The organism is Corynebacterium sp. MC3, assembly GCF_900099485.1.
Taxonomy (GTDB): domain Bacteria; phylum Actinomycetota; class Actinomycetes; order Mycobacteriales; family Mycobacteriaceae; genus Corynebacterium; species Corynebacterium pseudogenitalium.
This window is the reverse complement of record NZ_LT622814.1, coordinates 20,609-35,141: the sequence shown is the minus strand read 5'-3', so window position 1 is coordinate 35,141 and position 14,533 is coordinate 20,609. Positions and strand designations below refer to the sequence as shown.

Sequence of the window (14,533 nt, the reverse complement as noted above, 5' to 3'; positions counted from 1 at the left end):
ACAATCTACCGCGTCATCGCAGGTTAGCCAAGGTCATCAACCTCGAAGGAGGGGTGATCCTCCTCCGAAACGCCCAGGATTTCCTCCACGATTTCGTCGAACTCGGCGCCCCACCCGGCGCGGTCCGTGCGCGCCAGACCGGCGAGCTCCACGTGGGTGCCGGTGGCCGTCGGGGTCAGGCGGATCCACAGGCGGCGGCGCTTGATGGTCAGCGAGCCGGCCAGCGCGGCCAGCATGAGCACCGAGGTGGCCAGCATCCAGCCCTGGGTCGGGTCGTGGGAGATTTGGTAGTTGGCGTACTCGGCTGCGCCGTCGAAGCGCACGCGGATGCCACCCTCAAGGGTGGTTTCCTCCCCCGGCACCAGGTTGACGCGCTCCACCTTCTGCAGGCGCCCCTCGGCGATGAGGTTCTGGTCCAGCACGAAAATGTTCTGCGGGCGGCCGGTGTCCAGGCCGGCGTCTCCGACGTAGATGTCTACGGCCATCGCTGGGTCCTGCATCGCAGGGAAGCCGGACTGCAGCATGTCGCCGTTCACGCCGGTCCACTGGGCGGTCGGCGCGAAGTTGCCCTCGATGGCGATCTGGTGCTCGCGGCGATCGGTGAGGTCCGGGTACATGCCGGCCGGCGGGTCGAAGCGCATTACGCCGGCGGACAGGAAGTTCTGCACGTCCGTGGGCCTAAACTGCACCATCTGGGTGCGCGACTCCCCATTCGGCCAGGTGATGGTTACCTGCGGGGCGAAGCCGTGCCCCTGCAGGTAGACGCGGTTGCCGTCCACGCGCAGCGGGTGGTTGACCTGCAGCGTGAAGTCCTGCCATTGCTCGCGCGGGGCGGCCACGTCCGGGGTGTAGGCCACGTCCGACCAGAACCCGTTCGCTTGCCCAGTGTTGAGGTACTCGGCGCGGAAGTTCTTCGACTCGATGCAGAACGGGTGCAGGCCGGTGCCGTCGAAAAGCGGGCCGGCGCGGAAGACGTCGAAGTTCGCAGGCGACGTATTACAGAACTGGCGCGGCTGCTCCACAGGCACCGCGTACTGTGACTCGGACTCAGTCACCATGATGACCTGGCCCTCGTAGAAGACCATTCGGCCCGCCGCGAACGCCACGATCATGCCCACCAGCCCGATGTGGAACAGCAGGTTCATCAGCTCGCGGGAGTAGCCGCGCTCCGCCGAGATGGAGAACACCCCGGCGCGGTCCTCCTCCGGCTGGTAGGAGGCCACGTGCCACCTGCGCAGCACTGCGCGCGCCTTCGCCTCCAACTCGTCCTTCGGCGTATCGACGTCCCCCTCCGCATGCAGCGGCATCCTGGACAGGTACTTCGGCGCCCTGGTCGGCGTGGCCCGGTACGCGCGCCAGTGGTCAATCGAGCGCGGGATGATGCACCCGACCAGCGAGACCATCAGCAGCGTCACGATGGCGACGAACCAGGTGGAATCGAAGACGTCGAACAGCTGGAGCTTGTCGTAGATGGGCCCCATGGTTGGGTTGGCGCGCAGGTAGTCGTCCACTAGCGTCGCGGAGACCGTGCGCTGTGGCAACAGCGCGCCCGGGATGGAGGCGAGCGAAAGTAAGAACAGGAGCAGCAGCGCGGTGCGCATACTGGTCAGCCAGTGCCACGACCTGCGTAGCCACGTGAGTGCAGTGCTCATTTAAATCACCGTTGCTCCATATCCGACGACGAGCTGGCGCGTCCAGCCGATAAACACGTTCCAGGCCCCTGTCAGCAGCAGCAGGCCGACGATGACCATCGCTACCCCGCCGATCACCTGGATGGTACGCGAGTGTTTCCGCAGCACCTCGATACTACGCACCGCCTTCGCCGAGCCGAGCGCCACCAGTAAGAACGGCAGCCCCAACCCGAGGCAGTACGCGATGACCAGCAGCACGCCGCGCGCCGCGGTCATGCCTGCCGTCCCCACAGAGACGGAGACAATCGCGGTGAGCGTCGGCCCCAAGCACGGCGTCCACCCGAGCGCGAACACCCCGCCGAGCAGCGGCGCGCCCAACAGCGTGGTCCACTTCTTTGGCTGCAGCCGCGTGTCGTTTTGCAGCGCCGGCACCCAACCGGCGAACACCAGGCCCATCGCAATCGTGACCACCCCACCCGCACGCATGAGGGTCTCCGCGTTGAGCGCCACCGCGCTCACCGCGCCGAAGACGGTCACGGTGGCCAGCAGGAACACCACGGTGAACCCGAGGATGAACAGGCCCGCCGCGCCGGCGACGGCCCAGCGGCGCCGCGTCACAGATACCCCGTGCTCATCCACGTTGAGCTCCCCGCCCACGATGCCCGTCAGGTACGACATGTAGCCCGGCACCAGCGGCACCACGCACGGCGAGGCGAAGGACGCCAACCCGGCCAGCGCAGCCGCCAGCATTCCCAGCAGCAGCGGCCCCTGGGAGACCAGCTCCGATAACGCCTCCCCCACTTAGGTCTCCGCCTCCTGGTGCAGCGTCTTCGCCAGGTCAATGATCTCCTGGGCGTTGACCTCCCGCAGGAACACCGCCGCCGGGCGGTGCTGGGTGTCCAGCACGATCGTCGTCGGGATCACGGAGCTGGGCACGCCGCCCAAGAACGCGGCGGTCTTAAACGGCGGGTCGTAGATGGATGGGTAGGTCACCCCGTTGTCCTTCATGAAGTCGCGCGCAATGTCCGCGTTGTGGTCACGCACGTTAATGCCCAGCACGGTGCCGAAGCCCTCGATGGACTCCTGCACCTCCTGGAGGTCGTCGACCTCCGCACGGCACGGCGCGCACCACTGGCCCCACGCGTTGAGCACCACGACCTCGCCGTCGAAGTCGCTGAGCGAAATCTCGCTGCCCGGCTCCATCAGGGACTCGCCGGAAAAGTCCGGCAGCGGCTTACGCTCCTCCTGCGGGTAGAACAGCTCCACCTGCCCGCCCGGCGAGTGGAACGCGAAGGACCCGCCGTTGTCGCTGGCGCTCGAGCACCCGCTCAGCAGCACGGCTGCGGCAACGAATGGGACAAGGCTGCGGCGCACGGTCATAGGGTCCTTCCAGGTTAGATCGCGGATGCGGGGGTTGAGTATGACCAGTCAACAACAACGTCGTCGTCGAACACAAGTGACGTCACGCTGGCCAGCTCGCAGCGACGGCTCACATGCGCGAAGGGCTTGCCCTGCACGTAGCGCTGCACCGTCACGATCGGCAGCTGGTGGCTCACCAACACGGCCTCGTGGCCCTCGGCGCGCTGGCGCGCGTCCTCGATCGCGACGTCCATGCGAGCAAAGATGTCCTCATAGGACTCGCCCCAGCTCGGCTCCCAGGGCTTGAGCATGTGACGCCACCGGATCGGGTTCCACAGCTGAGAGCGCCACCCCTTAGTGCGTAGCCCCTCAAAGGTGTTGCCGGCCTCCAGGATCTCCTCCCGCGTATCAATCTCCAGACCAGTGACCTCCGCAATCGGCTGCGCGGTCTCCTGCGCGCGCAGCAGCGGGCTAGCCGCCAGGTAGGTGACGTCGCGGCCTTCGAAAAACTTCGAGGTCGCAGCCGCCATCGAGTAGCCGCGAGAGCTCAAGTGGTAGCCCGGCATGCGCCCGTAGAGAATCTTCTTCGGGTTGAACACTTCACCGTGGCGCACCAGGTGAACAACAGTTCGCGTCATTTACTGGCCCTCCGGGGTCGCGGCGGCCGCGGCCTTCGCAGCCGGGACGAGCGCGGCCTCGATGGTGGCGAAGTCGTCGTCGGTCAGCGCCGTGGAGACGAACCAGGTCTCGAACGGGCTCGGGGACGCGTGCACGCCGTGGTCCAGCAGCGCGTGGAAGAACGGCGCGTAGCGGAACGTGTCCGCCGCCTTCATGTCGTCGAAGTTGTGGCCCTCGCTCTCCGCGAAGCGCACCGACAGCATCGTCGACGCGCGCTGGATGTGGTGCGCCACGCCCTCACGCGTCAGCGCCGAGCTGACCAAATCTTCCAGCCTGTCCGCGTTGCGGTGCAGCACCGGGTAAATATCCTCGCTGGCCAGGCGCAACGACGCCATGCCCGCAGCCATCGCCACCGGGTTTCCGGACAGGGTTCCTGCCTGATACACCGGCCCGTTCGGCGCAAGCTTCTCCATTACTTCTCGACGCCCACCAAAGGCCGCCGCCGGCAACCCACCAGAGATGACCTTGCCGAAGGTCGTCAGATCACCCGCAACACCGTCGACCCCGTACCAGCCGGAGTAGGAGGTGCGGAAGCCCGTCATCACCTCATCCAGGATGAGCAGGGCGCCGTTAGCGTGGCAGACCTCCTTCAGCTTCGCGTTGAAGTTGTCCTGCGGCGCCACCGTACCCATATTGCCGGCGGCCGCCTCCGCGATCACGGCGGCAATCTGGCCCTCGTTTTCCGCGAACGCCCGCTTCACTGCCTCAATGTCGTTGTACGGCACCACGATCGTGTCCGCCGCCTGCGCGCCGGTGACCCCCGGCGAATCCGGCAACGAGAACGTCGCGATCCCAGAGCCTGCCGACGCCAACAGGGCGTCCACATGGCCGTGGTAGCAGCCATCAAACTTAATAATCTTCGGGCGCTGCGTATACCCGCGCGCCAGGCGCACCGCCGACATCGTCGCCTCAGTGCCCGAGTTGACCATGCGCACCTCCTCCACGGACGTACGCTGCGTAATCATCTCCGCGATCTCCACCTCGGCCTCCGTCGGCGCGCCGAAGCTCAACCCGTTCACCAACGCCTTCTCGACGGCCTCCAGGATCGCCGGGTGCGCATTCCCGTGGATCATCGGACCCCACGAATCCACCAGGTCGACGTAGGAGTTGCCGTCGACATCTACAAGTGTGCTGCCGAACGCCTTCTCGATAAAGCGCGTCTGCCCACCCACCGAGCCAAACGCGCGCACCGGCGAGTTCACCCCACCCGGTGTGACCCGCTGAGCGCGCGCAAACAACTCAGCAGAACGAGCAGTATTTTCTGAAGTCAGATTCGTCTTCGTCATAGTTGCCTATCCTAGGCGATATGAAGATTGCATTTTTAGGCCTCGGCCGTATGGGTACCGAACTAGCACTCAAGCTTGTCAGTGACCACGACCTCACGGTCTGGAACCGCACCGCGGCAAAAACCGCCCCGTTCGTCGAGCGCGGCGCCACCGCCGCCGACACCCCCGCAGACGCCGTGAAAGGCGCCGACCTCGTGATCACCTCCCTCTTCGGCCCCGACACCGTCCGCGAAGTCGTCATCGAACCCGGCCTCATCCCCGACGGCGTCACCTGGGCCGACGCCACCACCATCTCCCCCGCCGACGCCGACTCCTTCGCCGACGCCGTCCCCGCCTTCGTCCACACCCCAGTAGTCGGCTCGCTCATCCCGGCGCGCGCCGGCAAACTCGGCGTCTACGTCGGCGGCGCCACCGAGCAGCGCCGCAAGGAAGTCGCCGAGGTCGTCGCACCGTGGGCCGCCGCGAACCCGGAGCGCCTCAAGGTCGTCGACACCGCCGCGCAGGCCGCCACCGGCAAGCTCATTGCCAACCTCGCCCTGGCAGTGACCATGCAGGGGTTCAAGGAGGCACTGCACCTCGGCAACGCCCAAGGACTTGACGATGCCACCATCGTCGACATGCTCGGATCCACCGGCCTCGAGTTCATCGTGAACATGAAGTCCCCCTTCCTACTCGGCGAGCGCGACACCAACCCCGGCGACTTCTCCACCGACGCCATCGAGAAGGACGCGCGTTTGATGCTCGCCACCGCCGAGGCCGCCGGCAAGGAGCTGCCGGCCGTGGCAGCCACGGTTGCCTCCCTGCAGGAGCAGCAGAAGAAGGGCCACGGGGACGAGGACTTCTCCTCAGTGGTGGTGTACCGCTAATTTTCTGGGGAGCGAGTGCCAAAGGACGCAATTCTTGTTCGGGGAGGACGAAAAAGCCCAGGTCGTCAAAAGGGGGTTGCGTCCTTTGGCACTGGCACGGTTGAGACGGCACCAATTTCCTGGATTTTCGCGCGGCGGTTTGGAAAAGCCCAGGTCGCGCAAACTGCGTGAGGGAATTTGGTGCGCGCATCCGCCTACGCTTTCTTCGCCTGCCTCCGGAACGCGCCGAACATGATCACCACGATCAGGCCGATGGCAATCCAGTTGGCCACCTTCGCGTACTGCTCCAGCACGTACACCACGGGCTCCCCGATCCACCATCCGAGGGCGAAGTACCCAAGTGACCACAGGGTTTTCGAGATGAAGTCCAACACCATGAACTTCCACAGCGGCATGCCGGTCATGCCCATCAGGACGAAGACGACGAAGGCGATGGGAAGTGGGATCGGTACGTAGGCGAGGAAGATTCCCAGCCAGCCGAGTTTGAGGGCCCACTTTTCCACGCGTTCGATGTTGCGGGCGCTGCGCTTGGAGTTCTGCGCCTGCACGTCAAGGATTCCGCGCCCCCACAGTTTGCCGGCCCACCAGTAGATCCAGTCGAACTTGATGGCCATCAGCGTGCCGATGAGCAGGTAGCCCAGCCAGTGCTGCACCTCGCCGACGGCGGCGAGCGCGCCCGTCGACGCCGCTCCAATCCGGGAACCGGTAATGGCCAGCATGATGGGCGGGTGCAGGCCGAGTAGCCAGGCGCGGAGCGGGATCATCGCAAGGCCGAAGAGGCCTACGAAGCCGAACCAGCCAAGGCACCAGTAGTCGGCCTTGGTTGGTTTGCTGTTCCAGGGCATGCCTGGTTGTTCCCACCATTCTGGTTCGGGTGTGGTCTGCTCCTCGCTTTGCATAAGCAGAGAGTGTACCTAGCTAGAACATATTTAAGATTCCCGGGTTAGTGGCCACCACGATTCCGATGAGTGCCAACAGCCCGAGTACCACGCCGGCGATGATGCCGCCGGTGGAGGAGCCTTCCTTGTCGGCGCCGGTCAGTGCGTCGCAGTTGGCTTTGACGGGTTGGTATTCGGCTTCGGCGCGTTCGGTGGCTGCGAGGGCTTCAGCGGCGGCAGCCTTTGCTGCTGAGGCGGCCGCGGCTGCATCCTCCTGCGCCTGCTTCGCCGCGGTCAGCGCTTCCTCGGCTGCGGCCTGTCGGGCAGGCTGCGCCTCCTTGGCGGCGGCGAGTTCCTGTTCACGCTTCGCGACGAGCTCCTGCGCCGCCTGCAGCGCACGTGCGGCTTCCAGGGTCTGCTCCGCCTTGTCGACGTCCCCTTCGCGCTGCTCGAGCGTTTGACGCTTGGTGGCGTCGCCAAATTCGATGGCGTGCTTCAGGCCGTCGTAGTAGGTATTGAAGCGCTCGGTGTACTCGTCGACGGTGAATAGTGGAGTGCCCTGCTTCATCCAGTGGGTGGCGAAGGTCTGCGCGTGTGCAATACGCCACGGGTACCCCTGGTACCGGAAGGCTTTGGTGTTCACGGCGAAGCCGGTGGCGCGCATGTCCGGGTTGACGATCGCCATGTAGTGGCCAGCGCCCGCCTCGAATGGTTTCTCGCCCTTCTCGAGTGCCTCGAAGTACGCGACGCGCTCCTCGTGGAACCAGCCCTTGAACGGGTTCTCGTAGTTCCAGGACAGGTTGTCCCATCCGTTCTTCGAGTGCCCGCGCGGCAGCTGGTGCGACCAGTTCACGTTTACCTGGGCCTGCGCCATCAGGAAGTCGGAGACGGGCAGGGCGGGCTGGCCGTCGCTTTCGCGGAGCTCGTTGGCCTCGGGCAGCCAGCCGATGGCTGCCTTCATGTTGTCCAGGTGGGTGGCGTCGTCGGCCTCACCGATGTGGGTGTCGTCCGCGATGCGGTAGCCCGTCTGCCCCGCCACCGGGTCTTCCGCCTCGAAGCGGTAGTCAGTGTTCAGCTCGGCCACGGCATCGGTGGCGCCCATGGCTTCGAAGAAGCCGAGGGAGCCGCGGTCGAACTGCTGTTGCGCCTCGGCCTTGCTGGCTTCGAGGGCGGCGGCTGCTTCGGCGGCCCGCGCCTTCGCGTCCTCGAGCGCCTGCTGTGCAGATTCCGCCGTCACGCCGGCGGGCACTGCGGACTGTTTCGCGGTGCGGTCGGTGGTGGCGTCGTCAAGGAGGCGCTGGACATCGGCGACCATGCCCTTTGCTGCCTTGAGTTCTTCCTGTGCGGCGGCGACGTCGCGCTGCGCCGCATCGAGCGTCTGCTGCGTGGCGCGCTCGCGGTCCTGCGCATCGCGCTGCTTCGCGGTGGCGTCCTTGACCGCGTCGACAAGCGCCACGCAACGAGCCTCCGTGAGCTGGGCGGTGTCCTCCGCCATGGCCTGCGGGGCCACCAACATGGCCGCTGAGCAGGTAGTAACGAGCATGAGTCCGAGCTGCTTCTTCATACCGGCAGATTAGCAGGAAACTTTCGTAATTTTCCCAAATAAAAGCCAGAATTGTTCTAAGGTTTTGCCCATGAAAACAGCACTGACCCGCACGCAGCGCCTCGACAGGCTGCCGGTGACTCCGAAACACAAGAAGCTCCTCGTCGGATCGGGGGTGGGGTGGGCGCTCGACGCGATGGATGTCGGGCTGGTCTCATTCGTCATCGCGGCGCTGGCCGTGCACTGGGACCTGGAGAAAACCACCACGAGCTGGATCGCGTCCGTGGGGTTCATCGGGATGGCGGTCGGCGCCTCCCTCGGCGGTCTGCTCGCGGACAAGCTGGGGCGCCGCCAGGTCTTCGCCCTCACGCTCCTGATCTACGGCGTGGCCACGGGCGCTTCGGCGCTTGCCGGGTCGGTCGCTGTCCTGCTCGTCTTCCGTTTCCTCACCGGCCTTGGCCTCGGCGCGGAGTTGCCCGTCGCGTCCACGCTGGTCAGCGAGTTCGCGCCGCTGAAGGTGCGCGGGCGGATGGTGGTCTGGCTCGAGGCGTTTTGGGCGGCGGGCTGGATTCTGGCGGCGGTCATCGGCACGTTCGTCGTCGCCGAGGGCGAAAACGGCTGGCGTTGGGGGCTTGCGCTCGGCGCCGTGCCTGCGCTCTACGCGCTGTATGTGCGCATGCAGCTGCCCGAATCGGTCCGCTTCCTGGAGGCGCGCGGCCGCGACGAGGAAGCAGAGGCAGTGGTCCGCAGCTTCGAGGAGCAAGTCCCACCCGAACTACTTATCGACGCCCCCATCGCCAACACCACCGATCCCGATGCAAGTGCTGGCAAAGGCACCCACATCTGGGGCCCCGAACTGCGCGCCCGCACCGCCGCGTTCTGGACCGTCTGGTTCTGCGTCTCCCTCGCCTACTACGGCGCGTTTACCTGGATCCCTTCCCTGCTTGTGGACCAAGGCTTCAGCCTCGTGCGCTCCTTCAGCTTCACGCTGATCATCACGCTGGCCCAGCTGCCCGGATACGCCCTGGCAGGCTGGCTCATTGAGGTCTGGGGGCGCCGCACCACCCTCGCCGTCTTCCTGGCCGGGTCGGCGGTGTCGGCTGGGCTCTACGGGTTCGCCACCGCGCCCTGGCAGATCATCGCCGCAGGCTGCCTGCTCTCCCTGTTCAACCTGGGCGCGTGGGGTGCCCTCTACGCCATCGGTCCTGAGCTCTACCCCACCCAGATCCGCGCGACCGGCACGGGTGCCGCGGCGGCCTTCGGCCGCGTCGGCTCGATCCGGGCGCCGCTGATCGTCCCGCCAGTCCTGGCCTTCGGCGGCCACGCCAGCGTGTTCGTAGTCTTCGCGGTGGCGTTCACCGTGGCAGCCGTGGCAGCGTTCGTCCTGCCGGAGCAGAAGGGCAAAACCCTGGATTAAACGGAATGCGCACCAAATTCCTTTGCGCAAGGGGCGCGACCTGGGGAAACGCCACGTCGCCGTCCCAAACCAAGGAATATGGTGCGCGTCCCGCTGCACCAGTGACAAAAGACGCACCCCTTGTTGGCTAGCCCTTTTGTGACCTGCGGTTATGCCGACCCTACTTTTTCGAGTTGCGTCCTTTGTCACTCGCCTCTTTTCCCAAGCACCAAATTCCCTCCCACGAGGGGTGCGACCTGGGGAAACGCAAAACCCACCCGCCGAAATACTGGAATTTGGTGCGCGTTTCCGCCTAGAGTCCGCCTAGAGGAGATCCTGCGCCGCCTCACGCGCGTTGCCGATCACTGCCGGGACCCCAACCCCGGCAACCCAGGCGCCTGTCACACCAACGCCGTCGATACCGGCGAGGGCGTCCTGGACCTTGGCCACGGTGGCCAGGTGGGTGGCGTCGTAACGCGGGAGGCCGCCGAGCCAGCGCTGGACGAAGATCTCCTCGACGCCGGCGGCGCGGCCGTCGAAGCCGGTGATGGTCTGCAGGTCGTCGAGGGCCCAGTCCACGAGGTCGTCCTCGCTGGCAGTCAGGGCGACGTTGTCGCCGTAACGGCCGAAGCTGGCGCGTACAAGGGCACCGCCGCGCTCGGCGAGGTGCGGCCACTTACGCGACGAAAGCGTGAACGCCTTGGCGTGCACGTCCTTCGCATCGGTGCTGACCAGCACGCCGGAGTTCTCCGGCAGGCCCTCGTCGGTGGCGAAGCGCAGGCCCACCACGGCGGAGTTCGCCAACTCGACGGAGCGAAGCGCTTCGGAGGCCTCGGGGGCAATGTCGCGAAGCAGCAGCGCGGTCGTCGGCGCCGGGGCGGCCAAAAGCACGCGGTCGTAGACGGTGTCTTCGCCACCCTTGAGGCGGAACCCCTCGCCCTCACGGCTGATGGACGGTATGAAGGCATCGACGTAGATGTTCGCGCCGGACTGCTCGGCGAGCGCCTCGTAGAGCTCCTGGTAGCCCTCGCGGAAGGTAGCGAAAATGGGCGCAGGCTTCGAGGGCTTCGAGGCCTCAGAAGACCCAGCCGCGGCGACGGCCTTCTTCCGGGCGGCCTCCAGGTTGGCGACCGCGGTGGACAGGTGCACAGGGCCGTCGGCGGCCAAGCGGTCGAACTCGGCGGCGAGCTGCGGCACGGTAGCGCGAACGCCCAGGTCATCGGCGGTGCAGGAGTACACCCCGCCAAGCAGGGAGGAAACGATGTTGTCCACGACGTCGTCGCCGTAGCGCTCGCGGACCAGGGCGCCGACGCTCATGTCGCCGCCGATGGTCCACTCGAAGCCCTCGCGCTCCGCCTCGGTGTCGATGCGCCGCGCGGTTTCCTCGCTGACCAGGTGCGCGACCGGCTCGGAGGTAGATGGGATACCCATCATGCCGCCTGCCGGCATAGCGCGGGTTTCGCCGTCGACGTACAGCAGGGAACGCATCCCCGACGGGGAGACCAGCGAGTCTTGCAGGCCCAGCTCTTCGACGAGCTGCTTTGCTTCCGGGCGGCGCGCAATGAAGGCTTCTGCTCCCATATCGGTGGGGCCGCCGTCGAACGCAACGGTGTACAGCTTGCCGCCGATGCGGTCGTTGCCTTCGTAGACGTCGACGGTGTGGCCGGAGTTGCGCAGCTCAAACGCTGCGGTCAGCCCGGCAAGCCCTGCACCGACAATGGCGATATTCAATGGGGATCTCCTTCGTTATGCTTCGTGGATCATTGCGACGGCGTCGGTGATGGCGCCTGCATCGGTGGTCGGCAAGACGCCGTGCCCGAGGTTGAAGATGTGGCCGGTGGCGGTGCCGGCGTCGATAGCTCGGGCGGCCTCGGCCTTGATGCGGCGCACTTCTTCCTGCACCACGGCGGGGCCGGCGAAGAGCATCGCCGGGTCAAGGTTGCCCTGCAGCACACGCGGGGACGCAAAGCGCTTCGCGGCGACGTCGAGCGGCACGCGCCAATCGACGCCCATCACCTCAGAACCGGCCTCGGACATCGCGCCGAGCAGCTCACCCGTGGCCACACCGAAGTGGATGCGCGGGATCACACCCTCGACCTCCTTCAGGATCTCGGCGGAGTACGGCAGGACGTGCTCGCGGTAGTCGGCCTCGGTGAGGAAGCCTGCCCAGGAGTCGAAGAGCTGCATGGCGTCGATGCCGGCGTCGACCTGCGTGCGCAGGAACGCGCTGATGGTCGGCACGAGGCGGCGCATCAGGGCGTGCCACGTGTCCGGGTCGCCGTGCATCATGGCCTTCGTCTTCTCGTGGTTCTTGCTCGGCCCGCCCTCGATGAGGTAGCTGGCCAGCGTAAACGGCGCGCCGACAAAGCCGATCAGGGCCTGGGTGTCGGTGAGCTCGTCGAGAATCATCTCGATGCCCTTGGCCACTTCCTCAACGTTGTGGTCCAGCACCGGCAAATTATCGACGTCCTCTTTCGTCGTAATCGCCTTCTCCATCACTGGGCCGCGGCCCGGCACGATCTCCACGCCGATACCCGCCGCTTTCAGCGGCACGACGATATCGGAAAAGAGAATCGCCGCATCCATGTCGTGACGGCGCACCGGCTGCATCGTGATCTCGGCGAGGAGCTCCGGCATGAAGCAGGAGTCCAACATGGAGATGCCCTCGCGGGCCTTGCGGTATTCCGGCAGCGAGCGCCCGGCCTGGCGCATGAACCACACCGGGGTGCGTGAGGGCGTGCGGCCGTTGGCGGCCTCAATGAACGGGGCAGAAGAAAGGTCGCGTCTGGTCATAGTCTCCCACCCTACCGCCGTTGCGGTTTAGGTGGGAAAATGATTTGCCCGCGAGGAGTGCGCCTCAATCACGAGCGAGCTGCCGAGCATGAGCAGCGTGGCCCCCACCGGGGGCAGCACGCCGATCGCGGCAAGCACGATCGCGGTGGAGTTGTACGCCCAGGCGAAGATCATGTTGTAGTCGATGATGTGGCACACGCGGCGCGCGTGCGCGATGAGCTGCGGGACGGCGGAGACGTCGTCGCGGATCAGCACGGCGTTGCAGGCGCGGGCGATGGTGGAGGACTGGGCGTCGATAATGTCGTCGGTGGCGTAGAGCAGGCCGACGTCCGCCACCTTGATAGTGGGAAGCGCGGTGGCGTCGCCGATCATGGCAACCGTGGCGCCCTTCGTGTGGATGGCGCGAACCGCCCCCGGCTTATCCGGCGCGGTAATACCCGCGAGCACGTTGGACATGCCCAGGAAGTCCGCGAAGCGGCGGGCCACCGGGTAGGTATCGCGGGTGAGCATCACCGTCTCTACGCCCATCTGTTCCAGGCGGTTGATGGCCTCGTGGGCGTCGTCCTTCGCGGGGTCGTAGAGGGTGATGACGCCGCGGTCCTTGCCGCGCCAGCGCACCACCACGGGGGTACCGCCGGCGGTAGCGGCCATCGCGAGGCGGCCGTGCAGCTGGGACAGGTTCGTGGGGCGCCACAGGCAGGCGTCGAAGGACTCGGTGCGGTCCTCGTCCTCGTCGCCGTAGGTCAAGGTGAGGCGGCCGCGGAACTCGCCGCCGGGCGTGATTTCCTCGTTGCTCATCTCGATCCACGACGGCACATCGGCGCTCTTCGTGCGCCCATCGCGCGCCTCACGCGCCGCCTTCACCATCGCGCGTGCCGACGGGTGGTTGGACTCCACCGACAGCGCACCCGCCACGCGCATCACCATCTCCGGGCTTTCGCCGCGCTCGGCGGTGACGGTCTCCACCGTCATCTGCGGCTTGACCAGGGTGCCCACGCGGTTGAACACAGCCGTGTCCGTCGACTCCAGCGCGCGGAAGGGTTCGCCGTCGCGGATCAGGATGCCGTTTCGCACCGCAGACTCAATGCCGAGGCGGATCGCCAGCGACGGCGAAATCGCCAGCGCCACCGGCGCCACCACCACCAGGATGGCCAACGCCGTGGAAAAGCCAGCATTGTAGTTGCCGGTCAGCAGCACCCACAGCCCAAAATCCAAGATGGCCAGCGCATAGGCCGCCGGGATGAGCAGGCCCGCCGCGCGCGTGGACATCAACGTGGCCTCGTTCTGGTGGCGCAGCACCGCGTCCACCCAGCGCTCCACCGCGCCCAGGCGGGTGGTGTGTCCGACGCGTTCCACGCGCATCTTGATCTTGCCGCTGCGCAGCACCGACCCGGCGCGCACCGTTGAGCCGACTTTCACCTCGGAGGGCTCGCGGGCGTCGATAATCTGCGGGTTCAACACGCCAGAGCCGCCGACCACCTCGCCGTCGGCAGGGATGATCTCGCCCGCGTGGACGTAGACGTCATCCCCCTTGTTCAGCTCGACTGCCGGGAAGTCTTCCTCCGTCACGTTGCCCGCCCGCGAACGACGCACCACCTTGTACACCGCGTCCGGATCAGGGTTGCGGGCCTGCAAATCCTCCATGAGGCGGGGGCGAGCGCGCATGGTGAAGTAGCGTCCCACCAGCAACAACGTGGTCACGGCGCAGGAGACCTCGAAGAAGATCTCAACGTCGTGGCCCATCTGGTGCGGCACCCAGCCACTACTGGTAGTCCAGCCGATCTGCCCGGCGGACGTCAGCACCACCGCGACCAGTGACCACAGCCAAGCGGCCAAAATCGCGATCGAGCTCGCTCCGTCCAGCGCGGAAATCCCGCGGCGCACGCCACCGAGCATCGCGCGGTGGAACGGGAACGCGCACCACAGTGCGACCGGGGTGGACAACGCCAACGAACACCACTGCCAGCCCGGAAACTGGAACTGCGGCACGTACGCCATCAGGACGACCGGAATGCTCAGCACAATAGCGATCCACATGCGAAGCGGCGTGACCAAGTCGCGGGCGGTAAACAGTACGTCCTGGCCACGCATCATGCCGCGGCG

General features: G+C 66.3%; 12 protein-coding genes. 2 read left to right on the top strand and 10 right to left on the bottom strand.

What is annotated here, in order from left to right; translation table 11 throughout:
- Nucleotides 1-23: 23 nt before the first annotated feature.
- Genes BQ4436_RS04865 through hemL form a run of 5 tightly spaced genes read right to left on the bottom strand, consistent with a single transcriptional unit; the run spans nt 24 to nt 4,954 of the window.
- Nucleotides 24-1,652: a cytochrome c biogenesis protein ResB gene (locus BQ4436_RS04865; protein WP_070975704.1), complete on the bottom strand. Its 1,629-nt coding sequence runs from the start codon at nt 1,650-1,652 to the stop codon at nt 24-26.
- Nucleotides 1,653-2,381: a cytochrome c biogenesis CcdA family protein gene (locus tag BQ4436_RS04860; protein WP_143000838.1), complete on the bottom strand. Its 729-nt coding sequence runs from the start codon at nt 2,379-2,381 to the stop codon at nt 1,653-1,655.
- Between the two features lie 51 nt (nt 2,382-2,432).
- Complete coding sequence (locus BQ4436_RS04855; protein WP_070975702.1) at nt 2,433-3,011, bottom strand: TlpA family protein disulfide reductase; 579 nt, start codon at nt 3,009-3,011, stop codon at nt 2,433-2,435.
- Nucleotides 3,012-3,025: 14 nt separating this feature from the next.
- Nucleotides 3,026-3,628, bottom strand: a complete 603-nt coding sequence (locus BQ4436_RS04850) for a histidine phosphatase family protein (RefSeq protein ID WP_070975701.1) — start codon at nt 3,626-3,628, stop codon at nt 3,026-3,028.
- Nucleotides 3,629-4,954 carry a glutamate-1-semialdehyde 2,1-aminomutase gene (gene hemL / locus BQ4436_RS04845; RefSeq protein WP_070975700.1) on the bottom strand — a complete coding sequence of 442 codons (1,326 nt, stop codon included), beginning with the start codon at nt 4,952-4,954 and terminating at the stop codon, nt 3,629-3,631. It lies immediately after the preceding gene.
- Nucleotides 4,955-4,974: 20 nt separating this feature from the next.
- Between hemL and BQ4436_RS04840 the strand changes: the two genes are divergently transcribed.
- Entirely contained in the window at nt 4,975-5,820 is an 846-nt protein-coding gene (locus BQ4436_RS04840) for an NAD(P)-dependent oxidoreductase (RefSeq protein WP_070975699.1), read from the top strand.
- Nucleotides 5,821-6,014: 194 nt separating this feature from the next.
- Here BQ4436_RS04840 and BQ4436_RS04835 read toward each other — a convergent pair whose 3' ends face one another.
- Together BQ4436_RS04835 and BQ4436_RS04830 are read right to left on the bottom strand one after the other, a co-directional pair.
- Nucleotides 6,015-6,719 (bottom strand): DedA family protein, encoded by a 705-nt coding sequence (locus tag BQ4436_RS04835; protein WP_070363190.1) that lies wholly within the window; start codon nt 6,717-6,719, stop codon nt 6,015-6,017.
- A gap of 19 nt (nt 6,720-6,738) precedes the next feature.
- Nucleotides 6,739-8,262 carry a CAP domain-containing protein gene (locus BQ4436_RS04830; protein ID WP_070975698.1) on the bottom strand — a complete coding sequence of 508 codons (1,524 nt, stop codon included), beginning with the start codon at nt 8,260-8,262 and terminating at the stop codon, nt 6,739-6,741.
- A 70-nt stretch (nt 8,263-8,332) separates the two neighbouring features.
- Here BQ4436_RS04830 and BQ4436_RS04825 point away from each other — a divergent pair, with 70 nt between their 5' ends.
- Complete coding sequence (locus tag BQ4436_RS04825; RefSeq protein WP_070975697.1) at nt 8,333-9,658, top strand: MFS transporter; 1,326 nt, start codon at nt 8,333-8,335, stop codon at nt 9,656-9,658.
- Between the two features lie 303 nt (nt 9,659-9,961).
- On the opposite strand, the gene BQ4436_RS04820 is transcribed toward BQ4436_RS04825, so the two are convergent.
- From BQ4436_RS04820 to BQ4436_RS04810, 3 genes are read right to left on the bottom strand one after another with little or no spacing between them, the layout of a single operon-like run.
- The gene (locus BQ4436_RS04820; protein ID WP_070975696.1) at nt 9,962-11,368 is read right to left on the bottom strand and encodes a protoporphyrinogen oxidase; all 1,407 of its coding nucleotides are present in this window, start codon (nt 11,366-11,368) and stop codon (nt 9,962-9,964) included.
- A gap of 15 nt (nt 11,369-11,383) precedes the next feature.
- The gene (gene hemE / locus BQ4436_RS04815) at nt 11,384-12,430 is read right to left on the bottom strand and encodes a uroporphyrinogen decarboxylase (protein ID WP_070975695.1); all 1,047 of its coding nucleotides are present in this window, start codon (nt 12,428-12,430) and stop codon (nt 11,384-11,386) included.
- Between the two features lie 27 nt (nt 12,431-12,457).
- A complete protein-coding gene (locus BQ4436_RS04810) occupies nt 12,458-14,524 on the bottom strand; it encodes a heavy metal translocating P-type ATPase (RefSeq protein ID WP_083329448.1) in 2,067 nt (688 codons plus the stop codon).
- Nucleotides 14,525-14,533: the final 9 nt, after the last annotated feature.

What these genes read in the sequence shown, in the direction of transcription:
- BQ4436_RS04865 (WP_070975704.1), bottom strand. Translation starts at nt 1,652, where the DNA reads ATGAGCACTGCACTCACGTGGCTACGCAGGTCGTGGCACTGGCTGACC.
- BQ4436_RS04860 (WP_143000838.1), bottom strand. Translation starts at nt 2,381, where the DNA reads ATGCTGGCGGCTGCGCTGGCCGGGTTGGCGTCCTTCGCCTCGCCGTGC.
- BQ4436_RS04855 (WP_070975702.1), bottom strand. Translation starts at nt 3,011, where the DNA reads ATGACCGTGCGCCGCAGCCTTGTCCCATTCGTTGCCGCAGCCGTGCTG.
- BQ4436_RS04850 (WP_070975701.1), bottom strand. Translation starts at nt 3,628, where the DNA reads ATGACGCGAACTGTTGTTCACCTGGTGCGCCACGGTGAAGTGTTCAAC.
- hemL (WP_070975700.1), bottom strand. Translation starts at nt 4,954, where the DNA reads ATGACGAAGACGAATCTGACTTCAGAAAATACTGCTCGTTCTGCTGAG.
- BQ4436_RS04840 (WP_070975699.1), top strand. Translation starts at nt 4,975, where the DNA reads ATGAAGATTGCATTTTTAGGCCTCGGCCGTATGGGTACCGAACTAGCA.
- BQ4436_RS04835 (WP_070363190.1), bottom strand. Translation starts at nt 6,719, where the DNA reads ATGCAAAGCGAGGAGCAGACCACACCCGAACCAGAATGGTGGGAACAA.
- BQ4436_RS04830 (WP_070975698.1), bottom strand. Translation starts at nt 8,262, where the DNA reads ATGAAGAAGCAGCTCGGACTCATGCTCGTTACTACCTGCTCAGCGGCC.
- BQ4436_RS04825 (WP_070975697.1), top strand. Translation starts at nt 8,333, where the DNA reads ATGAAAACAGCACTGACCCGCACGCAGCGCCTCGACAGGCTGCCGGTG.
- hemE (WP_070975695.1), bottom strand. Translation starts at nt 12,430, where the DNA reads ATGACCAGACGCGACCTTTCTTCTGCCCCGTTCATTGAGGCCGCCAAC.
- BQ4436_RS04810 (WP_083329448.1), bottom strand. Translation starts at nt 14,524, where the DNA reads ATGATGCGTGGCCAGGACGTACTGTTTACCGCCCGCGACTTGGTCACG.